The organism is Mycobacterium cookii, assembly GCF_010727945.1.
In the GTDB taxonomy this organism is placed as follows: domain Bacteria; phylum Actinomycetota; class Actinomycetes; order Mycobacteriales; family Mycobacteriaceae; genus Mycobacterium; species Mycobacterium cookii.
Genome location: NZ_AP022569.1, coordinates 4,214,830 through 4,237,846 on the forward strand (window position 1 = coordinate 4,214,830; position 23,017 = coordinate 4,237,846).

Annotated in this window: 25 protein-coding genes; 13 read left to right on the forward strand and 12 right to left on the reverse strand. The window is 65.8% G+C overall.

Annotation, left to right across the window (positions count from 1 at the left end; genetic code table 11):
* Positions 1-5 precede the first annotated feature (5 nt).
* Entirely contained in the window at positions 6-1,250 is a 1,245-nt protein-coding gene (locus G6N27_RS19740; protein WP_163779334.1) for an FAD-dependent oxidoreductase, read from the reverse strand.
* Positions 1,251-1,392: 142 nt separating this feature from the next.
* On the opposite strand from G6N27_RS19740, the gene G6N27_RS19745 reads away from it, so the two are divergent.
* The 3 genes from G6N27_RS19745 (at position 1,393) to regX (ending at position 4,214) form a co-directional block, all read left to right on the forward strand.
* Complete coding sequence (locus tag G6N27_RS19745; RefSeq protein ID WP_163779336.1) at positions 1,393-2,142, forward strand: phosphoglyceromutase; 750 nt, start codon at positions 1,393-1,395, stop codon at positions 2,140-2,142.
* Positions 2,143-2,272: 130 nt separating this feature from the next.
* Positions 2,273-3,511 (forward strand): sensor histidine kinase, encoded by a 1,239-nt coding sequence (locus G6N27_RS19750; protein ID WP_163779339.1) that lies wholly within the window; start codon positions 2,273-2,275, stop codon positions 3,509-3,511.
* Positions 3,512-3,530: 19 nt separating this feature from the next.
* On the forward strand, positions 3,531-4,214 hold the full coding sequence (regX, locus tag G6N27_RS19755; RefSeq protein ID WP_163779341.1) for a two-component sensory transduction protein RegX: 684 nt from the start codon (positions 3,531-3,533) through the stop codon (positions 4,212-4,214).
* A gap of 37 nt (positions 4,215-4,251) precedes the next feature.
* Here the strand turns inward: regX and G6N27_RS19760 are convergent, their stop codons facing one another.
* A complete protein-coding gene (locus G6N27_RS19760) occupies positions 4,252-5,121 on the reverse strand; it encodes a hypothetical protein (RefSeq protein WP_232064698.1) in 870 nt (289 codons plus the stop codon).
* A 228-nt stretch (positions 5,122-5,349) separates the two neighbouring features.
* Between G6N27_RS19760 and G6N27_RS19765 the strand changes: the two genes are divergently transcribed.
* Positions 5,350-6,027, forward strand: coding sequence for a hypothetical protein (locus tag G6N27_RS19765; RefSeq protein WP_163779343.1), 678 nt, complete (start codon positions 5,350-5,352; stop codon positions 6,025-6,027).
* A 7-nt stretch (positions 6,028-6,034) separates the two neighbouring features.
* Here G6N27_RS19765 and G6N27_RS19770 read toward each other — a convergent pair whose 3' ends face one another.
* A complete protein-coding gene (locus G6N27_RS19770) occupies positions 6,035-6,829 on the reverse strand; it encodes a hypothetical protein (protein ID WP_163779345.1) in 795 nt (264 codons plus the stop codon).
* Positions 6,830-6,876: 47 nt separating this feature from the next.
* Here G6N27_RS19770 and G6N27_RS19775 point away from each other — a divergent pair, with 47 nt between their 5' ends.
* The 9 genes from G6N27_RS19775 (at position 6,877) to G6N27_RS19815 (ending at position 14,401) form a co-directional block, all read left to right on the forward strand.
* A complete protein-coding gene (locus G6N27_RS19775) occupies positions 6,877-7,878 on the forward strand; it encodes a Ppx/GppA phosphatase family protein (RefSeq protein WP_179963309.1) in 1,002 nt (333 codons plus the stop codon).
* On the forward strand, positions 7,875-8,813 hold the full coding sequence (locus G6N27_RS19780) for a hypothetical protein (protein WP_163779347.1): 939 nt from the start codon (positions 7,875-7,877) through the stop codon (positions 8,811-8,813). The genes G6N27_RS19775 and G6N27_RS19780 overlap by 4 nt, the downstream gene beginning before the upstream one ends.
* Before the next feature lie 16 nt (positions 8,814-8,829).
* Positions 8,830-9,672, forward strand: coding sequence for a sugar phosphate isomerase/epimerase family protein (locus G6N27_RS19785; RefSeq protein ID WP_163779349.1), 843 nt, complete (start codon positions 8,830-8,832; stop codon positions 9,670-9,672).
* Between the two features lie 21 nt (positions 9,673-9,693).
* Positions 9,694-10,509, forward strand: a complete 816-nt coding sequence (locus G6N27_RS19790) for a thioesterase family protein (RefSeq protein WP_163779350.1) — start codon at positions 9,694-9,696, stop codon at positions 10,507-10,509.
* Positions 10,510-10,545: 36 nt separating this feature from the next.
* Positions 10,546-11,421 carry a pyrroline-5-carboxylate reductase gene (gene proC, locus G6N27_RS19795; RefSeq protein WP_179963310.1) on the forward strand — a complete coding sequence of 292 codons (876 nt, stop codon included), beginning with the start codon at positions 10,546-10,548 and terminating at the stop codon, positions 11,419-11,421.
* Positions 11,422-11,560: 139 nt separating this feature from the next.
* Positions 11,561-11,824 carry a helix-turn-helix domain-containing protein gene (locus tag G6N27_RS19800; protein ID WP_163779354.1) on the forward strand — a complete coding sequence of 88 codons (264 nt, stop codon included), beginning with the start codon at positions 11,561-11,563 and terminating at the stop codon, positions 11,822-11,824.
* Positions 11,825-12,089: 265 nt separating this feature from the next.
* Positions 12,090-12,191, forward strand: a complete 102-nt coding sequence (locus G6N27_RS19805) for a 30S ribosomal protein bS22 (protein WP_003402602.1) — start codon at positions 12,090-12,092, stop codon at positions 12,189-12,191.
* Between the two features lie 32 nt (positions 12,192-12,223).
* Positions 12,224-13,324, forward strand: a complete 1,101-nt coding sequence (locus tag G6N27_RS19810) for an SDR family oxidoreductase (RefSeq protein WP_163779356.1) — start codon at positions 12,224-12,226, stop codon at positions 13,322-13,324.
* 21 nt (positions 13,325-13,345) lie between these two features.
* A complete protein-coding gene (locus G6N27_RS19815; protein ID WP_163779358.1) occupies positions 13,346-14,401 on the forward strand; it encodes a lysophospholipid acyltransferase family protein in 1,056 nt (351 codons plus the stop codon).
* 10 nt (positions 14,402-14,411) lie between these two features.
* On the opposite strand, the gene G6N27_RS19820 is transcribed toward G6N27_RS19815, so the two are convergent.
* From G6N27_RS19820 to G6N27_RS19860, 9 genes are all read right to left on the reverse strand, one after another.
* Positions 14,412-15,281: a cyclopropane mycolic acid synthase family methyltransferase gene (locus G6N27_RS19820; protein WP_163779360.1), complete on the reverse strand. Its 870-nt coding sequence runs from the start codon at positions 15,279-15,281 to the stop codon at positions 14,412-14,414.
* Between the two features lie 35 nt (positions 15,282-15,316).
* The gene (locus tag G6N27_RS19825) at positions 15,317-15,829 is read right to left on the reverse strand and encodes an FAS1-like dehydratase domain-containing protein (RefSeq protein WP_163779362.1); all 513 of its coding nucleotides are present in this window, start codon (positions 15,827-15,829) and stop codon (positions 15,317-15,319) included.
* 45 nt (positions 15,830-15,874) lie between these two features.
* The gene (locus tag G6N27_RS19830; RefSeq protein WP_163782065.1) at positions 15,875-16,732 is read right to left on the reverse strand and encodes an HAD family hydrolase; all 858 of its coding nucleotides are present in this window, start codon (positions 16,730-16,732) and stop codon (positions 15,875-15,877) included.
* Between the two features lie 124 nt (positions 16,733-16,856).
* Positions 16,857-17,120: a hypothetical protein gene (locus tag G6N27_RS19835; RefSeq protein ID WP_163779364.1), complete on the reverse strand. Its 264-nt coding sequence runs from the start codon at positions 17,118-17,120 to the stop codon at positions 16,857-16,859.
* On the reverse strand, positions 17,117-19,315 hold the full coding sequence (locus tag G6N27_RS19840; RefSeq protein ID WP_163779366.1) for a proline-rich domain-containing protein: 2,199 nt from the start codon (positions 19,313-19,315) through the stop codon (positions 17,117-17,119). Before G6N27_RS19840 ends, G6N27_RS19835 begins: the two co-directional genes overlap by 4 nt.
* Before the next feature lie 4 nt (positions 19,316-19,319).
* Positions 19,320-19,610, reverse strand: coding sequence for a WXG100 family type VII secretion target (locus tag G6N27_RS19845; protein ID WP_163779368.1), 291 nt, complete (start codon positions 19,608-19,610; stop codon positions 19,320-19,322).
* Positions 19,603-19,914, reverse strand: coding sequence for a WXG100 family type VII secretion target (locus tag G6N27_RS19850; protein ID WP_163779370.1), 312 nt, complete (start codon positions 19,912-19,914; stop codon positions 19,603-19,605). The genes G6N27_RS19845 and G6N27_RS19850 overlap by 8 nt, the downstream gene beginning before the upstream one ends.
* 114 nt (positions 19,915-20,028) lie before the next feature.
* Positions 20,029-20,946, reverse strand: a complete 918-nt coding sequence (locus G6N27_RS19855) for a hypothetical protein (RefSeq protein WP_232064699.1) — start codon at positions 20,944-20,946, stop codon at positions 20,029-20,031.
* 9 nt (positions 20,947-20,955) lie between these two features.
* Positions 20,956-21,732, reverse strand: coding sequence for a DUF5632 domain-containing protein (locus G6N27_RS19860; RefSeq protein WP_163779372.1), 777 nt, complete (start codon positions 21,730-21,732; stop codon positions 20,956-20,958).
* Positions 21,733-23,017: the final 1,285 nt, after the last annotated feature.

A 23,017-nucleotide genomic window follows, 5' to 3' on the forward strand; every position in this document is an offset into this window, starting at 1 on the left:
CGTCGTCATCGGTCCGTCGCCGCCGAAACCGGTTGCGGTGCACGACGGGCGAACTGCGGAGCGTGCTCGGGCCGGACGCCGACGCCCATCAGGTACGCCGGAATCGCCGCCAGTTGCGGGAAGCGAGCCAGGATGCGCAGCGCTCGGGTCGGTGCCGGCGTCGTGCCGGCGTTCATCGCGCGCAGCATCGCGGCGTGCAGGAATCGTTGACCCGTCTGGGTGACCGCCGTGGGGAATTCGCGGCGGCGCTGCACGGCGGCCAGGTCCTGCGCGGTGACGCGGTGTTCGCGAAGCGGGGCCGCGAGCAGCCTGGCCGCAGCCACGGCGTCCTGGACGGCCATGTTGATGCCGACGCCGCCGGCAGGGGACATCGCGTGTGCGGCATCGCCGATGCACAGCAGGCCGTTGGTGTACCAGCGGCGCAGCCGGTTGAGCCGGATGTCGAGCAGCTTGACGTCGTCCATCGCGAGGCTGTTGACAGCCTCAGCCAGCTCGGGAATCGCGTTGACGATGTCCGCGCGCAGCGCCTCGATCCCACGGGCCCGCAGTCGAGCGTCGGCGCCTTTGCGCAGGAAGTAGGCGGTCTGCAGGTAGTTCTCGCGCGGAATGACCCCAAGGAACTGGCCGTCCTTGAATCGAGGCAGCAGCGTATCGCCGACCCCTTCCGCCTTGGGCAGCCGGAACCACCAGATGTCGGCGCTGACCGGGTACTCACGCGGAATAAGCCCACCTTCGCGGCGGCACAGCGACCAGCGCCCGTCGCAGGCGATGGTGAGGTCGGCGCGCAGTTGCCCGGGCCCGTCCGGGCTGTCGTAACGCACGCCGGCCACGCGGCCCCGCTCGTAGATCAGCCCGGTGACGTCGTGGCTCATCCGCAGGGTGAACGACGGCTCGTTGCGGGCCGCCTCGGCGAGCAGGTCGAGCAGGTCCCACTGCGGGACCATCGCGATGTAGCGGTGCGGTAGCCGCAACCGGGTGAAGTCGATCACCGGCGCCTTGCGGCCGTCGGGCAAGTCCAGGCCCCACCCGCTGAGTTTGGTGTGTGGCAGCGCATCGAACTGCTCGAAGAGGCCGAGCTCGTCGAGCAGCCGCAGCGTGGAGGGATGCACGGTGTCGCCCCGGAAGTCCCGAAGAAAATCCGCATGCTTCTCCAGCACGGTGACGTCCACGCCGCCTCGGGCCAGCAGCAGCCCCGCGATCATTCCGGCGGGACCGCCGCCGACGATCACGCAGGTCGTCTTCTCGCTCATCGGATCCTCCTCACAACGCTGTGATACTCGATTACGGCATAACTTTATATCAGTTCCAAACGATGATCGACGGCGTGTGACTCACCTCACCGAGCGCCGATCCCCCGGGAGCCCATCGGAGGGGGGTGAGAGACTTTCTCCCATGGGTGACACGGCCACGCTGGTGCTGCTCCGCCACGGCGAGAGCGAATGGAACGCAAGCAATCAGTTCACCGGCTGGGTCGACGTCGACCTGACGGAAAAGGGCCGCCGCGAGGCGGTCCGCGGCGGCGAGTTGCTGTCCGAGCACGGCCTGCTGCCCGACGTCTTGTACACCTCGCTGCTGCGACGGGCGATCACCACCGCACACCTGGCACTCGACACCGCCGACCGGCTGTGGATCCCGGTGCGGCGCAGCTGGCGGCTCAACGAGCGGCATTACGGCGCGTTGCAGGGGCTGGACAAGTCCCAGACCAAAGCGCGTTACGGCGACGAGCAGTTCATGACCTGGCGGCGCAGCTACGACACCCCGCCGCCGCCGATCGAAAAAGGCAGCCAGTACAGCCAGGACGCCGACCCCCGCTACGTCGACGTCGGCGGCGGGCCGCTAACCGAATGCCTGGCCGACGTGGTGGCCCGTTTCCTGCCGTACTTCACCGACGTCATCATCCCTGACCTGCGGGTTGGCAAGACGGTACTGATCGCCGCGCACGGCAACTCGCTGCGCGCCCTGGTGAAATACCTCGACGACATGTCCGAGGACGACGTCGTCGGGCTGAACATCCCGACCGGCATTCCGCTGCGCTACGACCTGGACGCCGATATGCGGCCGCTGGTTCGCGGTGGCAGCTACCTCGATCCAGAAGCCGCGGCGGCCGGTGCGGCGGCAGTGGCCAGCCAAGGCGCGAAATAACCGCCCGATCGCAGCAACCCGGCAAACGTCGGGTGAACGGCGCCCGAACACCTGTCTCGTGGCATGTGACATGCCCGATTTTGGCCTTGCGCTGCTGGGTTGGCGTTCACCTGATTTGTAAGCTTTTCACGTGACCGTGTTCTCGGCCCTGTCACTGGCCGGGGTTTTGTTCCTCGCGGCATTGGCTGTCGGAGTTACCGTCGGCGCCCGCCTGGCGCCGAGGGCGCTGGAGCGACGGCAACGGGCGGTCGTCGAAGCGGCCGGCATCACCGTCGCGCAGATGCTGGATCGCATCGTCGCGCTGATGCCGCTGGGCGCCGCCGTCGTGGACCGCCACCGCGACGTGGTCTATCACAACGGCCGGGCCAAGGAGCTGGGCCTGGTGCGCGAGCGACAGCTGGACGACGAGGCGTGGCAGGCCGCGCGTAAGACCCTCACCGACGGCTCGGACGTCGAGTTCGACCTGATGCCGGGCAAGCGGCTGGTCCCGGGGCGCGCGGGCCTCTCGGTGCACGGACAGGCGCGGCTGCTCAGCGAGGAAGACCGCAGGTTCGCCGTGGTCTTCGTCTACGACCATTCCGAATATGCCCGGATGGAGGCGACCCGCCGCGACTTCGTGGCCAACGTCAGCCACGAGCTCAAGACTCCGGTCGGTGCGATGTCGGTGCTCGCCGAGGCGCTGCTGTCCTCGGCCGACGACCCCGAGACCGTGCGGCGGTTCGGCGAGAAGGTGCTCGTCGAGGCCACCCGGCTGGGCAACATGGTCAGCGAGCTGATCGAGTTGTCCCGGTTGCAGGGTGCCGAGCGATTGCCGGACATGGGTGCCGTCGATGTCGATTCCGTTGTCGCCGAAGCAATTTCACGTCACAAGGTGCCTGCCGACAACTCCGACATCACGGTGCGAACCGACGAGCCCAGCGGTCTGCGGATGATGGGCGAGCAGGCCCTGCTGGTCACCGCCGTGGCCAACCTGGTGTCCAACGCGATCGCGTACTCGCCACGCGGCTCGCTGGTGTCGATCAGCCGTCGGCGTCGCGGCGAGAACATCGAAATCGCGGTCACCGACCGGGGTATCGGAATTGCCCGTAAGGACCAAGAGCGCGTCTTCGAACGGTTCTTCCGCGCCGACAAGGCCCGCTCGCGTGCCACCGGCGGCACCGGACTCGGCTTGGCCATCGTCAAACACGTTGCGGCCAACCACAATGGCAGCATCGGTTTGTGGAGCCAGTTGGGTACCGGCTCGACGTTCACCCTGTCCATCCCCGCCTACGACACCGTTTACGACCCGCCCGAACAACCGCCAGAGCGCGAGATTCGGCCCATGAAGCCCCAACGGGAGCCCCAACGAGAGGAAGAGCTACACCGATGACCCTGAAGGAATCGCACTAATGACCAGTGTCCTGATCGTGGAGGACGAAGAATCGCTGGCGGATCCGCTGGCGTTCCTGCTCCGCAAGGAAGGCTTCGAGGCCACCGTAGTGACCGACGGGCAGTCCGCGCTGGCCGAGTTCGACCGGGCCGGCGCCGACATCGTGCTGCTCGACCTGATGTTGCCGGGCATGTCGGGCACCGACGTCTGCAAGCAGTTGCGGTCGCGTTCCAGCGTGCCGGTGATCATGGTGACGGCACGTGACAGCGAGATCGACAAGGTCGTGGGCCTCGAATTGGGCGCCGACGACTACGTCACCAAGCCGTATTCGGCGCGTGAGCTGATCGCCCGGATCCGCGCGGTGCTGCGCCGTGGCGGTGACGACGACTCTGAGATCACCGACGGCGTGCTGGAGTCCGGGCCGGTGCGAATGGACGTCGAACGCCACGTTGTCTCGGTCAATGGTGAACCGATTACGTTGCCGCTCAAGGAATTCGACTTGCTCGAGTACCTGATGCGCAACAGCGGCCGGGTGCTGACGCGTGGTCAGTTGATCGACCGGGTGTGGGGCGCGGACTACGTCGGCGACACCAAGACGCTGGACGTGCACGTCAAGCGTCTGCGCTCCAAGATCGAGTCCGACCCGGCCAACCCGATTCACCTGGTGACGGTCCGCGGACTGGGTTACAAACTCGAGGGCTGAACCCTCACGCCGATGATTGGCGAGTCGAGCAGGAAACTCACGACGGGGTCTTCTCGGTGGTATTCGGTGCCGAGTCACCGCGTAAGCCGACCTCGGCGTGGCCGGTGCCGATCACCGACCAGTGGCGGTCGTCGATCTCGACGTAGATGTCGGCCTGCTCGGTGTTGGTGCATACTGCGGTGGCGCCGTCAGGATCGGTGTAACCGAGGCTCACGCATCGCTCGGCGGGCTGGTCGACGCGGATCAGCACCTGACGACCGCCGATCCGACCCTTCAGTTGCCAGTGCCGCAGGCCCAATGTGGTCCGCATCCGCACCGACGGCAAAGTGCTTGCAGGCCAATCTTTTCCGTCGATACGGAATCGAACGAACGCCAGCGGCGAGAGTCTGCGCAGGCCCGCTTTGCGCGACACCGCGGTGACCACCTCCAGCACGTCGCCGTCGCCGAGGTCAGCGTGGATCCAGCCCCAGCGGCTAGCGTTGCCGTGCCCGTAGATGTGGGATACGGCGCCGCGCCACCCATCGACCCGGTGGGTGATGTCGCCGACGCCGAGCGAGCCGGTGAACTGTGCGGTCGGGGCGAGCACCACTTGCGCGCCGGGCAGCAGTTCGCGCTCCCACACCGATCGCGGGAAGGTCCACAGCGGGGCACCGCTGTCCTTCCAGCTCAGGTTCCATGCCATTGGCCCGGCCCGCCCGGTCAGCACTTCCGACGTCATTCGAGCTTCGGCAACTGTGAGCCAGTCCGGCCCAGTGTCCGGCGCGACGGGCTCGGGACCGAAACGCTCGGTCTGCGGTAGGCCGCCTGCGGGAAACCAGCTCACCCAGCCGTGTGCATAGGGATCGCGGGCGCTTGTCGACGTCGGCGACACCATCTCGTAGTGGACCCACAGCGCAGCGCGCGTCACCGGATCCGACAGGGTCGCGTACCAAACCTCCAGACGGCCGGCCTGTCCGCGCCACCGTGGTGCCGCAGCCGACTGCAATTCCTCGTTAACGGCTCCACCTCCCGCGTCGCTGAGGGTGCGTCCACGATATTGGTTAAACCAACGAACCAGTCAAGTGTCTTCCGGCAGCCGGACGGCTGATGCCATTGCAGGGCTGACACCGGCCGACCGTCGGCGCACACTGGCGTCATGGCTCGACGGTTACGCATCGTCGCGGTCGTCATCGGCACCGCTGTGTTTCTGGTCGCCTCCGCCGGCTGCATGACGACTCCCGCCGCGCCCGGCAGCCCCGGAATCCGCGCCAAGACCAAGATGTGGCCGTTCAAGCGGAACCCGGCCGGCCCGGATATGCGGGCGTGGGTGGAGAAGTACGGCCAGAACGCGTTGCAAATGCCCAATCTGCCGGATGTGGGCGCCGCCACCCCACAGCAGCGGGCCGCTGCGACCGATCTGCTGGTCCGAACCGAAGCCGCCACAGCCGGATGGGTCGACTTGGCCGCGGCCGAGAAGGCTGGTTACCGGCAAAACCCGGCGGTCACCAGACTCACCGAGGTCTACGCCTCAATGGTGCCGGGCAAGATGACGATGATGCATGTCGCCAAGGACCACCCCGGCGGCGCCGTGCTGGACCCCAACGCCCCCGACATGCTGATGTACGACTACGAGAGCGACGGCGCATGGAAGCTCGTCGGAGTCATGTTCCTGGCCGACGGCGCGTATCCGGGGCCGCCGCCCACGCCGGGAGGTCCGATCACTCGCTGGCACTACCACCCGCGCATGGCCATGCGGCACTTGGGAATGCACATCTTCTTCGGCATGGGCAACGATCTCGCCCACGCCTACGCGGTCAACATGGACGGCATGTAAGCGCCCGCTATTCGGCGGCCCGGGTAGCGGGGTGCACCGCGACAAGCCCTAACCCGCCACGCCGCTTGCACATCGCCGCCAGCTCGGAATAGGCCTTCTCGCCGAGCAACTCGGTGAGCTCGGCAGCCATGCTGACCCACACCGGCTCGGCGCCGACATGGGCGGCCGGATCGCCGGTGCAGTACCAGTGCAGGTCGGCGCCGCCGGCGCCCCAGCCGCGGCGGTCGTACTCGGTGACGGTGGTCTTGAGGATCTCCGAGCCGTCGGGACGGGTCACCCATTCCTGACTGCGGCGGATCGGCAACTGCCAGCAGACGTCGGGCTTCATCGTCAGCGGCTGCACGCCGAGCTTGAGCGCCTTGGTGTGCAGTGCGCAGCCCTGGCCGCCCGAGAAATCCGGCCGGTTCAAGAAGATGCAGGCGCCTCTGTACTTGCGGGTGCGGAACTGCTCTTCGCCTTCATGCTCGTCGAGCTCGAGATAACCCTTGCGCCCCAAGCCTTTATCGCGAAACTGCCAGTCGTCGTCGGTGAGCTTGGACACCGCGTCGTCGAGCCGGGCCCGGTCGTCGTCATCGGACAAAAACGCGCCGTGCGAGCAGCAGCCGTCGTCGGGGCGGTCTTCGACGGTGCCCTGGCAGGCAGGCGTGCCGAACACGCACGTCCACCGGGACAGCAGCCAGGTCAGATCCGCGGCGATCAGATGCTCGGGATTGTCGGGGTCGTAGAACTCCACCCACTCACGGGCGAAGTCCAATTCGACTTCACCGGGGTGATTTGGCTGCGCACTTGCCACGGTTTTCACGGTAGACCAATCCGTCGGTACCGTGCCCCACCGTAAGGTTGTGTCTCGTGCGATTAGGTGTGCTCGACGTGGGCAGCAACACGGTCAACCTGCTGGTGGTGGACGCCCGCCGCGGCGGGCACCCGACGCCGATGAGTTCGACGAAGGCCACCTTGCGACTGGCCGAGTCGATCGACGGCTCAGGCAAGATCACCCGCAAGGGCGCCGACAAGCTGATCGAGACCATCGACGAGTTCGAGAAGATCGCCGACAGCTCCGGATGCGCCGAGTTGATGGCGTTCGCCACATCAGCGGTCCGCGACGCCACGAACTCCGACGACGTGTTGTCCCGGGTCCGCAAGGAGACCGGCGTCCAACTGCAGGTGCTGCGCGGCGTCGACGAGTCTCGGCTGACGTTCCTGGCGGTGCGGCGCTGGTACGGGTGGAGCGCGGGCCGGATCATCAACCTCGACATCGGCGGCGGCTCGCTGGAGATGTCCAGCGGCGTCGACGAGGAACCCGAAGTCGCGTTATCGCTGCCCCTGGGCGCCGGCCGGCTGACCCGCGAATGGCTCAAGGACGATCCGCCCGGCCGCCGCCGGGTGGGCATGCTGCGCGACTGGCTGGACGCGGAGTTGGCTGACGCGAGTGCCAAGTTGCTCGACGCCGGCAACCCCGACCTCGCGGTCGCGACGTCGAAGACATTCCGTTCGCTGGCCCGGCTGACCGGGGCGGCGCCGTCGGCCGACGGACCTCGGGTGAAGCGGACGCTGACGGCCAATGGCCTCAGACAACTCATATCTTTCATCTCTAGGATGACGACCGCTGACCGTGCCGAATTGGAAGGGGTGAGCGCCGAGCGAGCGCCGCAAATTGTGGCAGGAGCTCTGGTCGCAGAGGCAAGTATGCGAGCGCTGTCGTTGGATTCGGTGGACATTTGCCCGTGGGCGCTACGGGAGGGTCTTATTCTGCGCAAACTCGACAGCGAAGCTGACGGAACCGCCCTGGTCGAGACATCGGTGCGAGATGCTGTTAAACAGCGAGCCGATCGGAATGGCGGCAAGAAATGACCGGACCAAACGAGACCACCCGACCCATCTCGGTTGCCGAGCTGCTGGCCAAGAACGGCACACTCGGGGCACCCGTTCCCGCGCGTCGCCGCCGCCGCCGCGGCAACTCCGATGCGGTCACCGTCGCCGAACTGACCGGCGAGATTCCGATCATCACCGACGACACCGACCCCGACGCGCCTGAGCATTCGACTGCCCGACCCGTCGACGACCCGGCCCCCGCCAAGCCCGCTGAGAAGCCGTCGTACTGGTCGGAACCCGAGCCGCGCTGGCCGGAGTCCGCGCCGCCTCGCCCGCGGGAAGCGGGACCCGAGCCGCGCGAACCGCGTCTGCAGCCCAGCGCGTATCCGCGCCCGGTGCGCACCAACGGACGAACCGAAGCCGATCGCGCCGAGGACCGCAACGACAAGCCGGCGGAACGGACCGGGGCCGAGGGCATGGCCCCCGATCCGATCGAGGACTACGCGGGCATGTCGGTGGATGTGATGGACACCGACGTGCGAGACGCCGAGCCGGTGATCGAAGACTCCGCCTACGTGCGCTCCTACCTGCAAACTGGCGAGAACGACGATTCCCACGACGACCGGTCTTATCGCGACATCGCCGATGTCGCCGAGGAAGAGGACTACCCCGACGACCTCGACCACGGCGAACCGCACACCTGGTCGCGAGCCGACAGCATGCGTTTCGGCGGAATGGTTGTGCTGCAATCGATTCTGGCTGTCGCATTTGGCGCCGGACTGTTCATCGCGTTCGACCAGCTGTGGCGATGGAACAACATCGTGGCGTTGGTGCTCTCGGTTCTGGTCATCCTCGGCCTGGTGGTGGGTGTGCGGGTGGTGCGAAAGACCGAGGACATCGGCAGCACGCTGATCGCGGTGGCGGTCGGCGCACTGGTCACGCTGGGCCCGCTGGCATTGTTGCAATCCGGCTAGCGCTCAGCAGACATCTGTGCGCCCAGCCATCAAGGTCGGTCTGTCGACGGCCTCGGTCTATCCGATGAAGACCGAGGCCGCTTTCGAATATGCGGCCAAGCTGGGCTACGACGGTGTCGAGCTGATGGTGTGGGGCGAGTCGGTCAGCCAGGACATCGGCGCGGTGGCCAAGCTCTCAAAGCGATACCGGGTTCCGGTGCTGTCGGTGCACGCGCCCTGTCTGCTGATCTCGCAGCGGGTCTGGGGTGCCAACCCGATCGCCAAGCTCGATCGCAGTGTGCGGGCCGCCGAAAAGCTGGGCGCCCAAACCGTCGTCGTGCATCCGCCGTTCCGCTGGCAACGCCGTTACGTCGACGGCTTCACCGAGCAGGTCGCGCAGTTGGAAGAGTCCAGCGATGTGCTGGTGGCCGTGGAGAACATGTTCCCGTTTCGGGCCGACCGGTTCTTCGGCGCGGGGCAGACGATGGAGCGGATGCGCAGACGCGGGGGCGGGCCGGGGCCGGGGATCTCGGCGTTCGCGCCGTCGTACGACCCGCTGGACGGCAACCACGCGCACTACACGCTGGACCTCTCGCACACCGCGACCGCCGGCACCGATGCGGTCGACATGGCGGAGCGCATGGGTTCGGGGCTGGTGCATCTGCACCTGTGCGACGGCACCGGTCTGCCGGCCGACGAACACCTGACACCGGGTCGTGGCACCCAGCCGGTGGTCGAGGTCTGCGAGATGCTGGCCACCGGCGACTTCGCCGGCCACGTCGTCCTGGAGGTGTCGACCTCGAGTGCGCGTTCCGTTCACGAGCGCGAGGCCATGTTGGCTGAGTCGCTGCAATTCGCCCGTACGCACCTGTTGCGTTAAAACGCAAGGATATTCGACAACTTGACCCCACTATTCACCTCCGCGATGGCACTCCGCGAGGTCCGTGAGGACGGCGTGCGCCGCATCTATGAGGGCGAGCTGAACAAGATTTGGACCATCGGGCCCAAGGTGCACGGCGGCGCCATGGTTGCGTTGTGCGCCAACGCCGCTCGCACAGCCCACGGCGGACCCGTTGAGCCGGTTGCGGTTTCGGCCAGCTTTCTGTCCGCACCCGATCCCGGCCCGATGCAGCTGGTCACCTCGATGCGTAAGCGCGGGCGTCGGATCAGCGTGGTCGACGTCGAGCTGATCCAGGGTGATCGCGCCGCGGTGCACGCCGTGATCACGCTCGGTGAGCCGGAGCACCTGGTGCCGCCGCTGCTGTCGGCCAATCCGGCGGTCGGCCTGATGGATCCCGAGCCACCCGACGACGTCCTGCCGATCGCGCCCGGTCATCGGCTGGCCGGGCTGGTGAACCTGGCCGAGGGCTGTGAGGTGCGGACGCTGACCTCGACGCTGGGCATCTCCACCGACGGCAAGCCGCCGGTGATACAGAACTGGGTTCGGCCACGTGACGCGGCACCCGACGTGCTGTTCGCGTTGATGTGCGGCGACATCTCGGCGCCGGTGAGCTTCGCCGTTGATCGCACCGGCTGGGCGCCGACCGTTCAGCTGACCGCCTACCTGCGTGGGTTGCCGGCCGACGGCTGGCTGCGGGTGGTGTGCACGTGTGTGCAGATCGGTCAGGACTGGTTCGACGAAGACCACACCGTCGTCGACTGCGAAGGCCGCATCGTGGTGCAGAGCCGACAGCTGGCGATGGTGCCCGCGCCTTGATGACGAAACTGTCAAACGTCTGAGATGCTGGTCGGCATGGCCAGAATCGCGATCGTCGGCGGCGGCAGCATGGGCGAAGCCCTGCTTTCCGGGCTGCTGCGGGCCGGACGGCAGGTCAAGGACTTGGTGGTCGCCGAGCGGATGCCTGACCGCGCCCGCTACCTCGCCGACACCTATTCGGTGCTGGTGACGTCGCTGCCGGATGCGGTGGGCAACGCGACGTTCGTCATCATCGCGGTGAAGCCCTCCGACGTCGGTTCGACGGTTGCCGACATCGCCCAGATCGCCTGCGATGCCGCCCACGACAGTCCTGATCAGGTGGTCATCACCGTCGCCGCCGGGGTGACGACGGCCTACCTGGAGTCGAAGTTGCCGGCCGGCACACCGGTGGTCCGGGTGATGCCCAACGCGCCCGCGTTGGTCGGCGCCGGGATCAGCGCCATGGCCCCAGGCCGCTATGCGACGCCAGAGCAACTCAAAGAGGTCGCCGCGCTGTTCGACTCGGTCGGCGCCGTGCTGACGGTGCCCGAGGAGCACCTGGACGCCGTCACGGCGGTATCGGGCTCAGGCCCGGCGTATTTCTTCCTGATGGTCGAGGCTCTGGTGGATGCCGGCGTGGGTGCAGGGCTAAGTCGCGCGGTCGCCACCGAGCTGGTTTCCCAGACGATGGCCGGGTCGGCGGCGCTGTTGCTGGACCGCATGGAGCAGGACCGTGGAACGGGTAGCGACGCGGCGCGGGATCTGTCGCTGGATACCACCGCTGCGCGGCTGCGGGCCGTTGTTACCTCGCCCGGTGGAACTACTGCGGCTGCTTTGCGAGAATTGGAAAAGCGTGGTTTGCGGGCGGCGGTAGACGAGGCGGTTCGGGCCGCAAAAACCCGCTCTGAGCAGCTAAGAATTACATCAGAGTAATTTATAGAATTTTATTTAATTACCCCCATGCGTCGCAGTAACCCCACTAGTCCCGCTATTCTCCTTCTTGGTAAGCACCTGTCGGTGCCAGCGGAGGGGAAGCCGCTGGGATTGCAGGAGCCTGACGGATTGGGTTGCGATGACGTCTATGAACGGGCCATCGGGACGGGATTCAGCTGGCGGTAAGGCGGGACGAGATTCAGGTTCCGCGGACGGCCAGCAGCCCCGCACGCAGTTCCTGACCGTCGCTGAAGTGGCAGCACTGATGCGGGTCAGCAAGATGACGGTCTACCGGCTGGTTCACAACGGTGAACTGCCGGCCGTCCGCGTCGGCAGGTCATTCCGCGTGCACGCCAAGGCCGTGCACGACATGCTGGAGAGCTCCTACTTCGACGCCGGCTAGCGTTGCCGCGTCCAGCATCAAGCTGGCGTGACATTGGAACGCGATCGCCACGCCGGCCTCGCGGTCGCCTCTAGTCGCGTGCACCGGTGAGCCGTATCGGCCTGCCGGTGCACTTTGGTGTTCGACGCGTTGTCCCGGGTAGAGTGTCCGGGTTATTGCATGTAGCCCGGCCATGGCGGACTCGGGCCGGCCACCGCTCGACGACGATGCGGGACGCGCAGCGTCTCGAAGAGGAGTCGGGCAATCCAATACAGATAGCGGAGTTATGGGTTCAGTAATCAAGAAGCGGCGTAAGCGGATGTCGAAGAAGAAGCACCGTAAGCTGCTTCGCCGCACACGGGTGCAGCGTAGAAAACTCGGTAAGTAACCTCGCACCGCTGCCGCCGCTAGGCTAGCCAGGTGGAGTCGTCGGGCGGTCAATCAGGCAACGGACCTGACACCGTTCACTATCCGAAAGTCGTGCTGGTCACCGGTGCGTGCCGGTTTCTCGGCGGCTATCTCACGGCGCGACTGGCGCAGAACCCGATGATCAACCGGGTCATCGCGGTCGACGCCGTCGCACCCAGCAAGGACATGCTGCGGCGGATGGGCCGCGCCGAGTTCGTCCGCGCCGACATCCGCAACCCCTTTGTCGCCAAGGTGATTCGAAACGGCGACGTCGACACGGTGGTGCACGCCGCGGCGGCGTCGTTCGCGCCGCGGTCCGGTGGCGGGGCGGCGTTGAAGGAAATCAACGTGCTCGGTGCGATGCAACTGTTCGCTGCCTGCCAGAAGGCGCCGTCGGTCAAACGTGTCGTGCTGAAGTCCACGTCGGAGGTCTACGGGTCAAGCGCGCATGACCCGGTGATGTTCACCGAGGACAGCAGCAGCCGTCGTCCATTCCGGGAGGGCTTTCCCAAGGACAGCCTGGACATCGAGGGTTACACCCGCGGGCTGGGTCGGCGTCGGCCCGACATCGCGGTGACGATTCTCCGGCTGGCCAACATGATCGGTCCGGCGATGGAAACCACACTGTCGCGATATCTGGCCGGGCCGCTGGTGCCGACGGTGCTCGGTCGCGATGCCCGGCTGCAGCTGTTGCACGAGCAGGATGCGCTCGGCGCGCTGGAACGCGCCGTGATGGCGGGCAGGGCAGGCACTTTCAACATCGGCGGCAGCGGGGTCATGATGCTGTCGCAGGCGATTCGACGGGCCGGGCGCGTCTCGCTGCCGGTGCCGGGATTCAGTCTGTGGGCGTTGGATTCACTACGCAAAGCCAATCGCTACGTCGAGGTCAATCGCGAGCAACTCGACTATTTGAGCTACGGCCGGGTGATGGACACGACCCGCATGCGTCAGGAGCTCGAATACCATCCCAAGTGGACCACTGCGGAGGCTTTCGACGATTACGTACGCGGCAGAGGTTTGACTCCCATTATCGATCCAGAATGGGTACGCTCCATTGAAGGTCGAGCCGTAGCCGCAGCGCAGCGCTTTGGCGGACGAATCAAAATCAACTGATGGTGGGGCGAGGTTAGTTTCGTGGCGGGCGACTCAAAGGCGAAAGTCATTCCGCTGCACGGGAATACAGGTCGTGCAGCGGCGCAACGACGTGCTGGCCGCGCGCAGGCTTCCCGGCAACATCCGTCACTGCTCTCCGAACCCGACACCCACGCGTCGGCAGACGAGATCGCCGCGGTTGTCCGTGAAATCGATCTGCACCGTCGCGGCGCGTCCGACGTCGAGCAGACTCCCAACGAGCTTGCGCAAAAGGTCAGCGCGGTCGCTGACTTTCTGCGGCATCGGTTCACCGGCGACTACCGCGTCGACGAGTTCGGGTTCGATCCGCATTTCAACGACGCGTTTGTGCGGCCGTTGCTGCGGTTCTTTTTCAAGTCCTGGTTCCGGGTCGAGGTCAGCGGCATCGAGCACCTTCCCGACACCGGCGCGGCGCTGGTGGTGGCCAACCACGCCGGCGTGTTGCCGTTCGACGGGCTGATGGCCTCGGTGGCCGTGCACGACGAGCATCCCGCGCACCGGGATCTGCGGCTGCTGGCCGCCGATATGGTGTTCGACCTGCCGATGGTCGGCGCCGCTGCCCGCAAGGCCGGCCACACCATGGCCTGCACCGCCGACGCCCATCGCCTGCTGGCCGCCGGCGAGCTGACCGCGGTGTTCCCCGAGGGCTACAAGGGCCTCGGCAAGCGCTTCAAGGACCGCTACAAGCTGCAGCGGTTCGGCCGCGGCGGCTTCGTCGCGGCGGCGCTGCGCACCAAGGCTCCGATCATCCCGTGCTCGATCGTCGGGTCCGAGGAGATCTACCCGATGCTGACCGACGTCAGGTTGTTGGCCCGGTTGTTCGGTCTGCCGTATTTCCCGATCACGCCGCTGTTCCCGCTGGCCGGGCCCGCCGGGCTGGTGCCGCTGCCGTCGAAGTGGCATATCGCGTTCGGTGAGCCGATCGACACCGCGCACTACGAGCACGCCGACGCCGAAGATCCGATGGTCACCTTCGAGTTGACCGATCAGGTGCGCGAGACGATCCAGCAGACGCTCTATCAGCTGCTGGCCGGGCGCCGAAACATGTTCTTCGGCTAGAACCCCCGAGCTAAGCGGGCTTGACCAGGGTGAACTGCGCCACGTCGCAGGCGCCCTCGCGGAACAACTCGGCGCATCCAGTCAGGTACTTCATGTAGCGCTCGTAGACCTCTTCGGACTGGATCTTGATCGCCTCGTCCTTGCGGGACTCCAGCGCCGCAGCCCAGAAGTCCAGGGTCCGCGCGTAGTGCTGTCGCAGCGGCTGGACGCGGGTGAGCTCGAAGCCAGCCTTAGTGGCGTGATCCTCGACGATGGCGACGGTCGGCAGGCGGCCGCCGGGGAAGATCTCTTGCATCATGAACAGGGCGAACCGCGCTCTGGTCATGGTCATCTTGATGCCGCGGTCTGCCAATTCCTGGTCGGTCGGGACGACGATGGTGTGCAACATCATGGTGCCGCCGGCGGGCAGCGCATCCCAGGCCATCTTGAAGAAGTCGTCGTAGCGTTCGAAACCGAAGTGCTCGAAGGCACCGATCGAGACGATCCGGTCGACCGGCTCGTGGAACTGCTCCCAGCCGTTCAGCAGTACCCTCCGCGAGCGCGGGGTGTCCAGTTCGTCGAACGACTTCTGCACGTGCTCGGCCTGGTTCTTGGACAGCGTCAGGCCGATCACGTTGACGTCGTACTTCTCGATCGCGCGGCGCAGGGTGGCCCCCCAGCCGCAACCCACGTCGAGCAGGGTCATGCCCGGCTCCAGACCGAGCTTGCCCAGCGACAGGTCGACCTTGGCCAGCTGGGCTTCTTCCAGCGTCATGTCGTCGCGTTCGAAGTAGGCGCAGCTGTAGGTCTGGCTCGGGTCTAAAAAGAGCTGGTAGAACTCGTCGGACAGGTCGTAATGCGACTGGACGTCGTCAAAATGCGGCGTCAATTCGGTGCTCATCGGATTGGGGTCCCCCTGATTCGTCCGCGCTGACATTATGCCCCGCTTCGGATCGAAGCAATTGCCGCGATGGTGGCTTCGGCATTCGCGTCTGGACTTGTGGATTCGCCGAGCATCGTGACGATGCTGGTGATCACCGGCTTTCCGTCGGCGTCTGTGACTTCGCTGCGGATCTCCGCGATTACGGTGCTGTGCGACTCGATGACCGAATCGAGATAGGTGTCGAAATACAGCTTGTCGCCGACCACCATCGGGCGGTGGTAGATGAACTTCTGATCCCGGTGCAGCACGCGGGCCAGGTTGATCGGGATGTCGAACTTGGTGAAGACGTCGGCCTGAACGCGACGTCCGGCCACGGCGAGAAACGTCAGCGGGGCCACCGTGCCGTAGTAGCCCTGCTCAGCAGCGGCTTCCTCGGAATGATGCGACGAGTGGTCGTCTTTGATGGCGCTGGCGAACTCGCGGACCTTTTCGCGGCCGACCTCGAAGTAGTCCGGGTACCGGTAGTGCGTTCCGATAAGGCCCTCGGCGCCTACGGGAACTGACATTGCGCTGATCTCCGCTCTGGAATGGGTGCTCAGCGGCGCAGCTTATCAGCGAGATTGCCGCCGAGATGCCACCGCGGCTAACGCACCCCCTGCCGCGCCGAGCGCCAGAGCTGACGGTACGCCAATCCGCGCGGCCTTGCGGGCGGTGCGAAAATCGCGGATTTCCCAGCCACGCTTGCGGGCGTAATCCCGCAGAGCGGCGTCGGGGTTGATCGCCACTGCGGTGCCGACCAGAGACAGCAGCGGCACGTCGTTGTAGCTGTCGGAGTAGGCGGTGCAGCGCTTCAGGTTGAGGCCCTCGCGGATGGCCAGTGAGCGCACCGCATGCGCTTTGCCGGGGCCATGCAGGATGTCGCCGACCAGCCGGCCGGTGAAAATGCCGTCGACCGATTCGGCGACGGTGCCCAGTGCGCCGGTGAGTCCGAGGCGGCGGGCGATGGTGATCGCGAGTTCGTACGGCGTGGCCGTGACTAGCCACACCTGTTGGCCGGCGTCGAGGTGCATCTGGGCCAGATCGCGGGTGCCCTCCCAGATCTTCTCGGCGATGATCTCGTCATAGACCTCTTCGCCCAGCCGCATCAGCTCTTCGGTGGGCCGACCCTCGATGAATGCCAGCGCCTTGCGGCGGCCAGCCGCGACGTCGTTGCTGTTCTCCTTGCCCAGCACCTGGAACTTGGCCTGCGCGTAGACGAATCCGAGCACGTCGCGATAGGTGAAGTACTTGCGGGCGGCCAGGCCACGGCCGAAGTGCACCAGCGACGAGCCCTGCACCAAGGTGTTGTCCACGTCGAAGAACGCCGCCGCGGTGAGGTCGACGGGTGGCTGCTCGGGTCCGGACTCGGTGTGCGCGTCGACCAGCGCGCGTTCGGCGCTGGCGTTGGCGGCCAACGTCTCGAACTGCAGGTCAGCAGGGTCAGGTGCTGCGCCGGGGTCGGGTTCGACGGCGTCCGGGCCGTCGGGGGAGCTCACGCGTCAACATTATCCGGCCGCGGGGCGTTCGGGTGGTCGGCGGAGCGGGGCCACTGGCCTAAACCGGAGTCCCTCGGTTGCTTCCCGGCTTCTGGATGAGCAAGTCGTCTTGCTCGTGGCGACGGCAAGACTCGATAAATGCAATCGCCGCATCACGGTCAGTTGAGAACGCGTCAAATTGTTCAGGGGTGATTTCGTAATACTCTTCGTAATCGACGATGCCGTTGCTTACGGGTATCGAGGCGTAGTTGCGGCCTGACGTCGTCTCGACACCGAGGGAGTATCTATCCTCCCTCGAAAAGTACGTATCCTCGAATTTCACCGCCGGCCCTCTTCTGCAGGGAATACGTTGGTAGCGCGATAATCCGGTTCGGGTATTTTCCCGCCGTCGACGACCGCTTCCGATGCGCCGTTGGGCAACTTACCACCTGGAATCCATTGCTCATTCGCACCTGCTTCGTTGCCGGATGGCACCCGCAGATTGAATTGATCTGGATGGTCTATATCGATTCTCACGATGTTGTTCGAGTCGAGAAAGCCCTCCGCCAGGCCCAATGCTTCCTCCACGGCGCGCGGATCTCCGTGGGTCGCACTAATCAACGCGTCTGCTTCGCTCCTCGGCATCACAAACGAAGTTCCATCCTGTTGGGCGATTCCATACTTCGCCAGGTTGCTTTCAGGCATGAACCGAGTCACGCCTTCATGGAACTTGTCGAGATGGTGCTCGATGTACTCGGGGGAGAGGTATTCGCTTGGATGGGGACGACTGCCCTTCGGCATCGCGAGGATCTCATCGCGCTTCTCCTCGGACAGGCCTGGTACGGCCGCGTCATCGCTTCCGTGCTCTTGAATGATGCTGTCGGCGTGACGGGATGGCGTCTCAGGTAGACGCCCGGCAGGAGGAGTCGCTGGCGGGGCGGTGACTCCGGCGTGTGCGGTCGGGGACGACGGCGGCCCGATCGTTCCTCCCTGTGGCGCCGATGTCGGCGCACTGGGATGTCCCGGCTCGACGGGCTTGGAAGCTGTTGTTCCGGGCGGCTTTTGGCCGACCGCGTTCTTCGAATCGGTGAGTCCGTACGGCGGCATCGGCTTTTTGGGCTCCGGTGCGGGAGCCGGCTGTCCGCCTCTGGGCGGTTCGCTGCGCTGGACCGGGTTATGTTGGGGCGGCGCCGCTTCGCCGAGCGGCGCGAACGGATGAAAGTCCTCGGACCGCTCGGCGGTTTCTGCAGCGAGCCGCCCGAGCTTGGGCAGTTTCGACAGGACACCGCCTGGGAGCAGCAACGTCGCGACGTCGAAGACGGATTCGCCCGCGGCCTGGAAGGGGTTGGTATTCCACTCATCCCAGTGCAGTGTGTCCTTGCCGACTTCCTTCCATGAGTCTGCGAGCTTCTGCTCACCGTCCAAGCCGGTCAGTGACTCCGCTTTGTCGACCGCACCAGCGACTGAGCGCCAGAAGCCGTTTGGGTCGAGTACGGCTCGTGCCGGGTTGAAGGTCCAGAAGCTTTCGACCAAGCCTTCGACTTCAGTGAACATCCCCTTGAATATCTGGCCGGCGTGATCCAACGCTCGGCCGACATCGGTGTCGTGTAGGAAGTGGTCCCACTCCTTTTCGGCGTAGCGGGCCATTGTCGACACAATCGTGGTCGCCTCGTGGAGGGGTCTGGCGATCTCCTGACGCAATGCGTCGACCTCGGCGGTGAACTGATCGACGATGATGCGAATGTCGTTGGCGATTTTCCTGATTTCGTCTTCGTCGTCGTCGGTCAGGAACTCCCAGACTTCTTTGATCCCGGTGAGCGGATTGCAGATGCGCGACAACAGATCGAGGATCGCCGCGTGGACGGTGTCGATCTTGGTCGCCAGTGACGTGAGCTGAGTCGCGATCGTGGCGCACTGCTGCAGGATTCCGGCGGCGCTGCGGTTGGCAGCGGAGAATGCCTCGGCAATCGCCGGGCCTTCGGGAATCTGCTGGGCGCCGATGCTGCCTATCGGGCCGACGGACCCGACTATCTCGCCAACTTCGAATTGTGTTCCGGCGCTTGTCCATGCGGCCGCAGCGCTTCGTAGCTTGGCCGAGTCGCCATTCGGCCAGATCATCCCGATGTATTTCGATACCCAGCCCCAGCCTGCCGGTGCGGCCACGCCGTTGCCGACCGCTGACGGCGCGGAGCCGGCCGAGATCGATCCGGTTGGAGGTGGCGCGGGAAGGGGTTGGGCGTGTCCTGAGATGTTCGACCTCGCTTCGGCCGTCGAATAGTTGTGTGCCGAAACCCGCACCCCGTCGCCCAAGCGGCACAATCCATTACGGGTGGTGGCCATCGCCTCCAGCAGCTTGGACGCCGACGCGTTGTAGGTGCGGCCGAACGCTGCCCCAGCTGGGTCGTTGCCGGCCATCCCGTTGCATCCGGCGAGCGCCGTGGTCAGCGTCGAGATGACCGATGCCAGTCCATCGCCCGCCGAGATGACGGCGACGCCGGCACCGTCGAGCGCCTCGGGGTCTACCGCGAGCGGTGCCATTAACTCAAGACCACATGCTCGTATTCGTTGTCATCACGTTGCTGTAGTTGTGCTGTGCCGCACTGCCGGCGGACTTCAACGCGTTCAACGCTTTTCGCATGGTCGCCTCGCCCCGCACCCAATGGCGATGCGCCTCGGCGTGCGCAGCTGCCGCCTCTCCCGACCAGGTTTGGTGCAGATGAGTTACCAGCGAGCCGATTTCAGCCACGACGCTCTCGGTGTGCCGCACGAATTCACTCATCTGCTGAACCGCGTCGGCCAAGGCGTCAGCATCTACGCTAAATGCGTCAGCCACGGTAGACGCCGTCCAACGCCTGAGTCGCCGTTTGGTCGTGGCCCTGAAACTCGGCACCGGCAACGCCGACAACCTTGGCCAATGTCGACAGCCCCAGCTGGACTTCGCCGGTACCGCGATGCCACAGATCCCATGCCTCGCCGTACGCGTCGCCCGAACCACCGCGCCACCTGGCCAGTAACTCGCGGACCTGGCCATCGAGCTCGATGAGCCTGGTGTGCAAGTCTTTCGCCGCAGCCGACAATGCTTGTGACGCGCTGTGCATCACCTCGGGCTGGACCCTCAACGTTCCGCGCTCCGCCATAGCGATCAAGCTAACGGCGTGGCGCATTCTGCACAATTCACCCCGGCCGGGTGAAAACCGGCGGCGCCTTACAACGGACTAGGACTGTGCCGCAACAACATTGGGCAGGTGCGGTCAGCGGTTGCGGTCGTTCTCATCTTCGTTCTCTTCGGGCTTGTCGTCCGGCGCCAGGATGCGTCTGCTGGCAACCGGCTTGCCCGCAACACGTTTCACGACTTCCGGTGCCGTCTGCGGCGCGGTGATCCGTCCCTGCACCGGAGCGCCGTTCTTCACCGACGGTGGGACGACCCGCTTGGTCTCGGCCTTGCTATCGCTGCCGCTACCTCCCGCGCCGCCCGCGGCGCCGGGCGGCATCATCGGCATCCCGCCCATCGGGCCGCGAGTTCCAGCGCCTGAATCAGGTTGAGCGGGCACCGGCGCCTGCGGCGTCGGGGACGAGGCCGGGTAGGTGCCGGCGGACGGCGTCGGCGGCGGCCCAAGGTTTCCGGCCGGGGCCGTGGCGCCTGCGAGGTCCGCACCGGCCCCTCCGCCGGCGCCTAATGCTGCGCCACCCGCGCCCATCGCGTCGCCGAGAGCGTCGGCGGGGAGTGATGCGCCGCCGCCGGCGCCTTGGCCGGCTTTGCCGAGCGTGCTGGTCAGCTGGGAGCTGATCTGCGAAACCTGTTGCATGGCCTGATTGAGTGGTTGCGACAACCCTTGAAAGAGGCCGCTCAAGGTTTGGACGGCTTGTTGAGGCATCTGCTGGACGGTGCCCATCAGCTGCTCGAGTTCCTTGCTTCCCTCTTGGTCGGCGGCGGGGAATTGCGTCATCGCGTCGCCAGTTTTCTCGCCACGCTTCGCGTGTCCGGCTTGAGCGGCAGCCAGGTCAGTCGGGTCGCCGGCATTGCCAGCAAGACCGAGCGCGGCGAGCAGTTGACTCATCAGTGAGCTGCCCGAGGCGATCTGATCGGGCGTCAACGGCGGCGGCGGCGGCATGCCGAATGCGTGCGCGAGTTGACCGAGCACGGCCTGAACCTCTTGTGGGTTCGTCATGATCCCTCCCTATGGCACGCGGCTCAGTGCCTGAAACCAGGCGAAGTGATAGTTGGCACCGATGGTGTCCGCCGCCGCCAAGGCCTCGATCGAGGCGAGCAGTTGCCAATTGGCCACCGCGGCGGCGTCGACGTCATCGGGATATGCATCCAGCACACGCTCCCTAAGCGCGGCGAGATGCTGGTGGAGGAACTCGACTTCGTTGTCGATGACGCCGGTGCCGGTCGATGCGGCCTTGGCGAGGGTGTGCGCCATCTGCGGCAGCCCGTCTCGCCAGTTGGTGGCCTGACCGAGTTCCCATCCGAGTTCCTCGACCGCAGGCACCTGCCGCGGACGGGGCGACGTGGGGATGGGCTCGTTGACGTCAGCGGCGTCCGGAAGATAGTGCAGGGGTGTGTAACTGGCTGCGACGCTCACCTGGCCAAGCATGGACTCGATGTCGCCGCGGCGTTCGCCCGGTTCGAGCAGGGTCACGACAGAAGGGATGGCAATGCCCGGCGGCATCCACCCGCTGGCAAGGTCCGTGACGAGCAAAGTCGTGCCGTCAGCGAGATCGCCTGCGGCCCAACGCAACCGCGGTTCTTGGCGGGCGACGAAGTCGACCAGACGCTGCAGACGGGCTTTAGCCGTGGCGTGCGCGGAGGCGGCTCCGGCGGCGGCTCCACCCGCGGTGACTGCCACGGCCTGCTCGCCGACACCGGCTGGTGCCGGGTGGGCGAGTGATGCCGCACCCGGTTGGCGGACGACCGGCTGCGCAATGCCGCCTGCTCCGGACGACGGGCTCACCGGAGCCGACGCCGGGGAGGCGGCAGACGGCGTAGCCGGGGTTCCTACTGGAGCCGACGGCAGAGTCGGGGCCGAAATCGTTGGCGTCGGCGGTCGGATATCGGAGCCGTAGGTTGGCAGCGGACCCGCGGGCGTTGCCGAGGCGGCCGGTGCGGCCGCTGCTGGTCCCGCAAAATATGCTGCGCCCGAGTCGGTTACGGAGGTATGCGCGCTGCTGACGGGTGCAGGGGGCGGCGCCTGCGGCGCATCGACAACAGGGGCGTGCGCAGTCGCTGGGACGGTGGCGCCCGCGTTCGAAATCGCTGGTTCGGTAGGCACCTGCGGCTGAACCGGACCGGTCACCGGCGGCGCCAGGTTGTTCGGCACGGCGGAAGTGGGTGCGCCGGAGTCGGGTCCATGCGTAAAGGCGTTGGGCGGTGGACCGCTCGACATCGCGGGAGGGGCGAACGCGTTGACCGGCGCGCCAGACGTCAAAGCGTTGGTTGGCAGCGGGGAGTTAGCGGTCGGCAGGGCGCCTAATGATCCTGAACCCCGCAGGCCAGATCCGCCGTTTGTGGCGGGACCGGCTGGAAGCTGACCCTGCATCAAGTTGCCTGGTGCTTGCGGTGTTTGATCGGCCGCGGCGGACGCAGGCGGGGGGGTGCCTTGCATTAAGGCTCCCGGCGCTTGGGGTGTTTGATTAACTGCCGGGGGCGGCGGCGGGTCCCCTTGAAGAAGGTCTCCCGGTGCCGGCGGCGCGTCCGCGGGCGGCGGTGCTTGCGGTGGCGCTGGCCCGTCAAGAAAAGCCTTCACTTGTTCTGTCACGGCGTCCTTGTTCGGGGACCCGAGCATATGGGTGGTGTCGAGGCCGTGTTCTTGTGCGAATTGGCGCGCCGACATCTGAATACCACGCCGGTCCAGAATAGTTTGCATAGCTTCAAATACATTTTGAGTGTGCGGCGCTGCTGCAGCATTAGCTTGCTGCTGGCAGTCCATAACTACTCCGACGATTTTCCCAAACTTTATCGCTGCAGATTCCTTTGAACTTTGTATTGCGTCGATCTGCATTTTCCCGTTGTCCGCGATTGTGTCAAGCTGCGAGTTCAGATCAGTCACTGAGTGGTGAGCAGCCGTATGTGCTCGGCCGATAGTTTCGTTCGTCTCAGCCACATTGCGTGACTGGTCAGCCCCCCAAGCGAAGGCCTCGCGGATGCTGTCGGCCGTCATTCCCTTCTGGATATCTGGATTTAATGACGTCGACAGTTCACCCGTCAGTTGGTCGGAATAATTATGCCATTCTGTGGCA

Excerpts from the sequence above, each read along its gene's own strand:
- G6N27_RS19740 (WP_163779334.1), bottom strand. The coding sequence starts at position 1,250 with ATGAGCGAGAAGACGACCTGCGTGATCGTCGGCGGCGGTCCCGCCGGA.
- G6N27_RS19745 (WP_163779336.1), top strand. The coding sequence starts at position 1,393 with ATGGGTGACACGGCCACGCTGGTGCTGCTCCGCCACGGCGAGAGCGAA.
- regX (WP_163779341.1), top strand. The coding sequence starts at position 3,531 with ATGACCAGTGTCCTGATCGTGGAGGACGAAGAATCGCTGGCGGATCCG.
- G6N27_RS19765 (WP_163779343.1), top strand. The coding sequence starts at position 5,350 with ATGGCTCGACGGTTACGCATCGTCGCGGTCGTCATCGGCACCGCTGTG.
- G6N27_RS19780 (WP_163779347.1), top strand. The coding sequence starts at position 7,875 with ATGACCGGACCAAACGAGACCACCCGACCCATCTCGGTTGCCGAGCTG.
- proC (WP_179963310.1), top strand. The coding sequence starts at position 10,546 with ATGGCCAGAATCGCGATCGTCGGCGGCGGCAGCATGGGCGAAGCCCTG.
- G6N27_RS19800 (WP_163779354.1), top strand. The coding sequence starts at position 11,561 with ATGACGTCTATGAACGGGCCATCGGGACGGGATTCAGCTGGCGGTAAG.
- G6N27_RS19805 (WP_003402602.1), top strand. The coding sequence starts at position 12,090 with ATGGGTTCAGTAATCAAGAAGCGGCGTAAGCGGATGTCGAAGAAGAAG.
- G6N27_RS19820 (WP_163779360.1), bottom strand. The coding sequence starts at position 15,281 with ATGAGCACCGAATTGACGCCGCATTTTGACGACGTCCAGTCGCATTAC.
- G6N27_RS19825 (WP_163779362.1), bottom strand. The coding sequence starts at position 15,829 with ATGTCAGTTCCCGTAGGCGCCGAGGGCCTTATCGGAACGCACTACCGG.
- G6N27_RS19840 (WP_163779366.1), bottom strand. The coding sequence starts at position 19,315 with ATGGCACCGCTCGCGGTAGACCCCGAGGCGCTCGACGGTGCCGGCGTC.
- G6N27_RS19850 (WP_163779370.1), bottom strand. The coding sequence starts at position 19,914 with ATGGCGGAGCGCGGAACGTTGAGGGTCCAGCCCGAGGTGATGCACAGC.
- G6N27_RS19855 (WP_232064699.1), bottom strand. The coding sequence starts at position 20,946 with ATGACGAACCCACAAGAGGTTCAGGCCGTGCTCGGTCAACTCGCGCAC.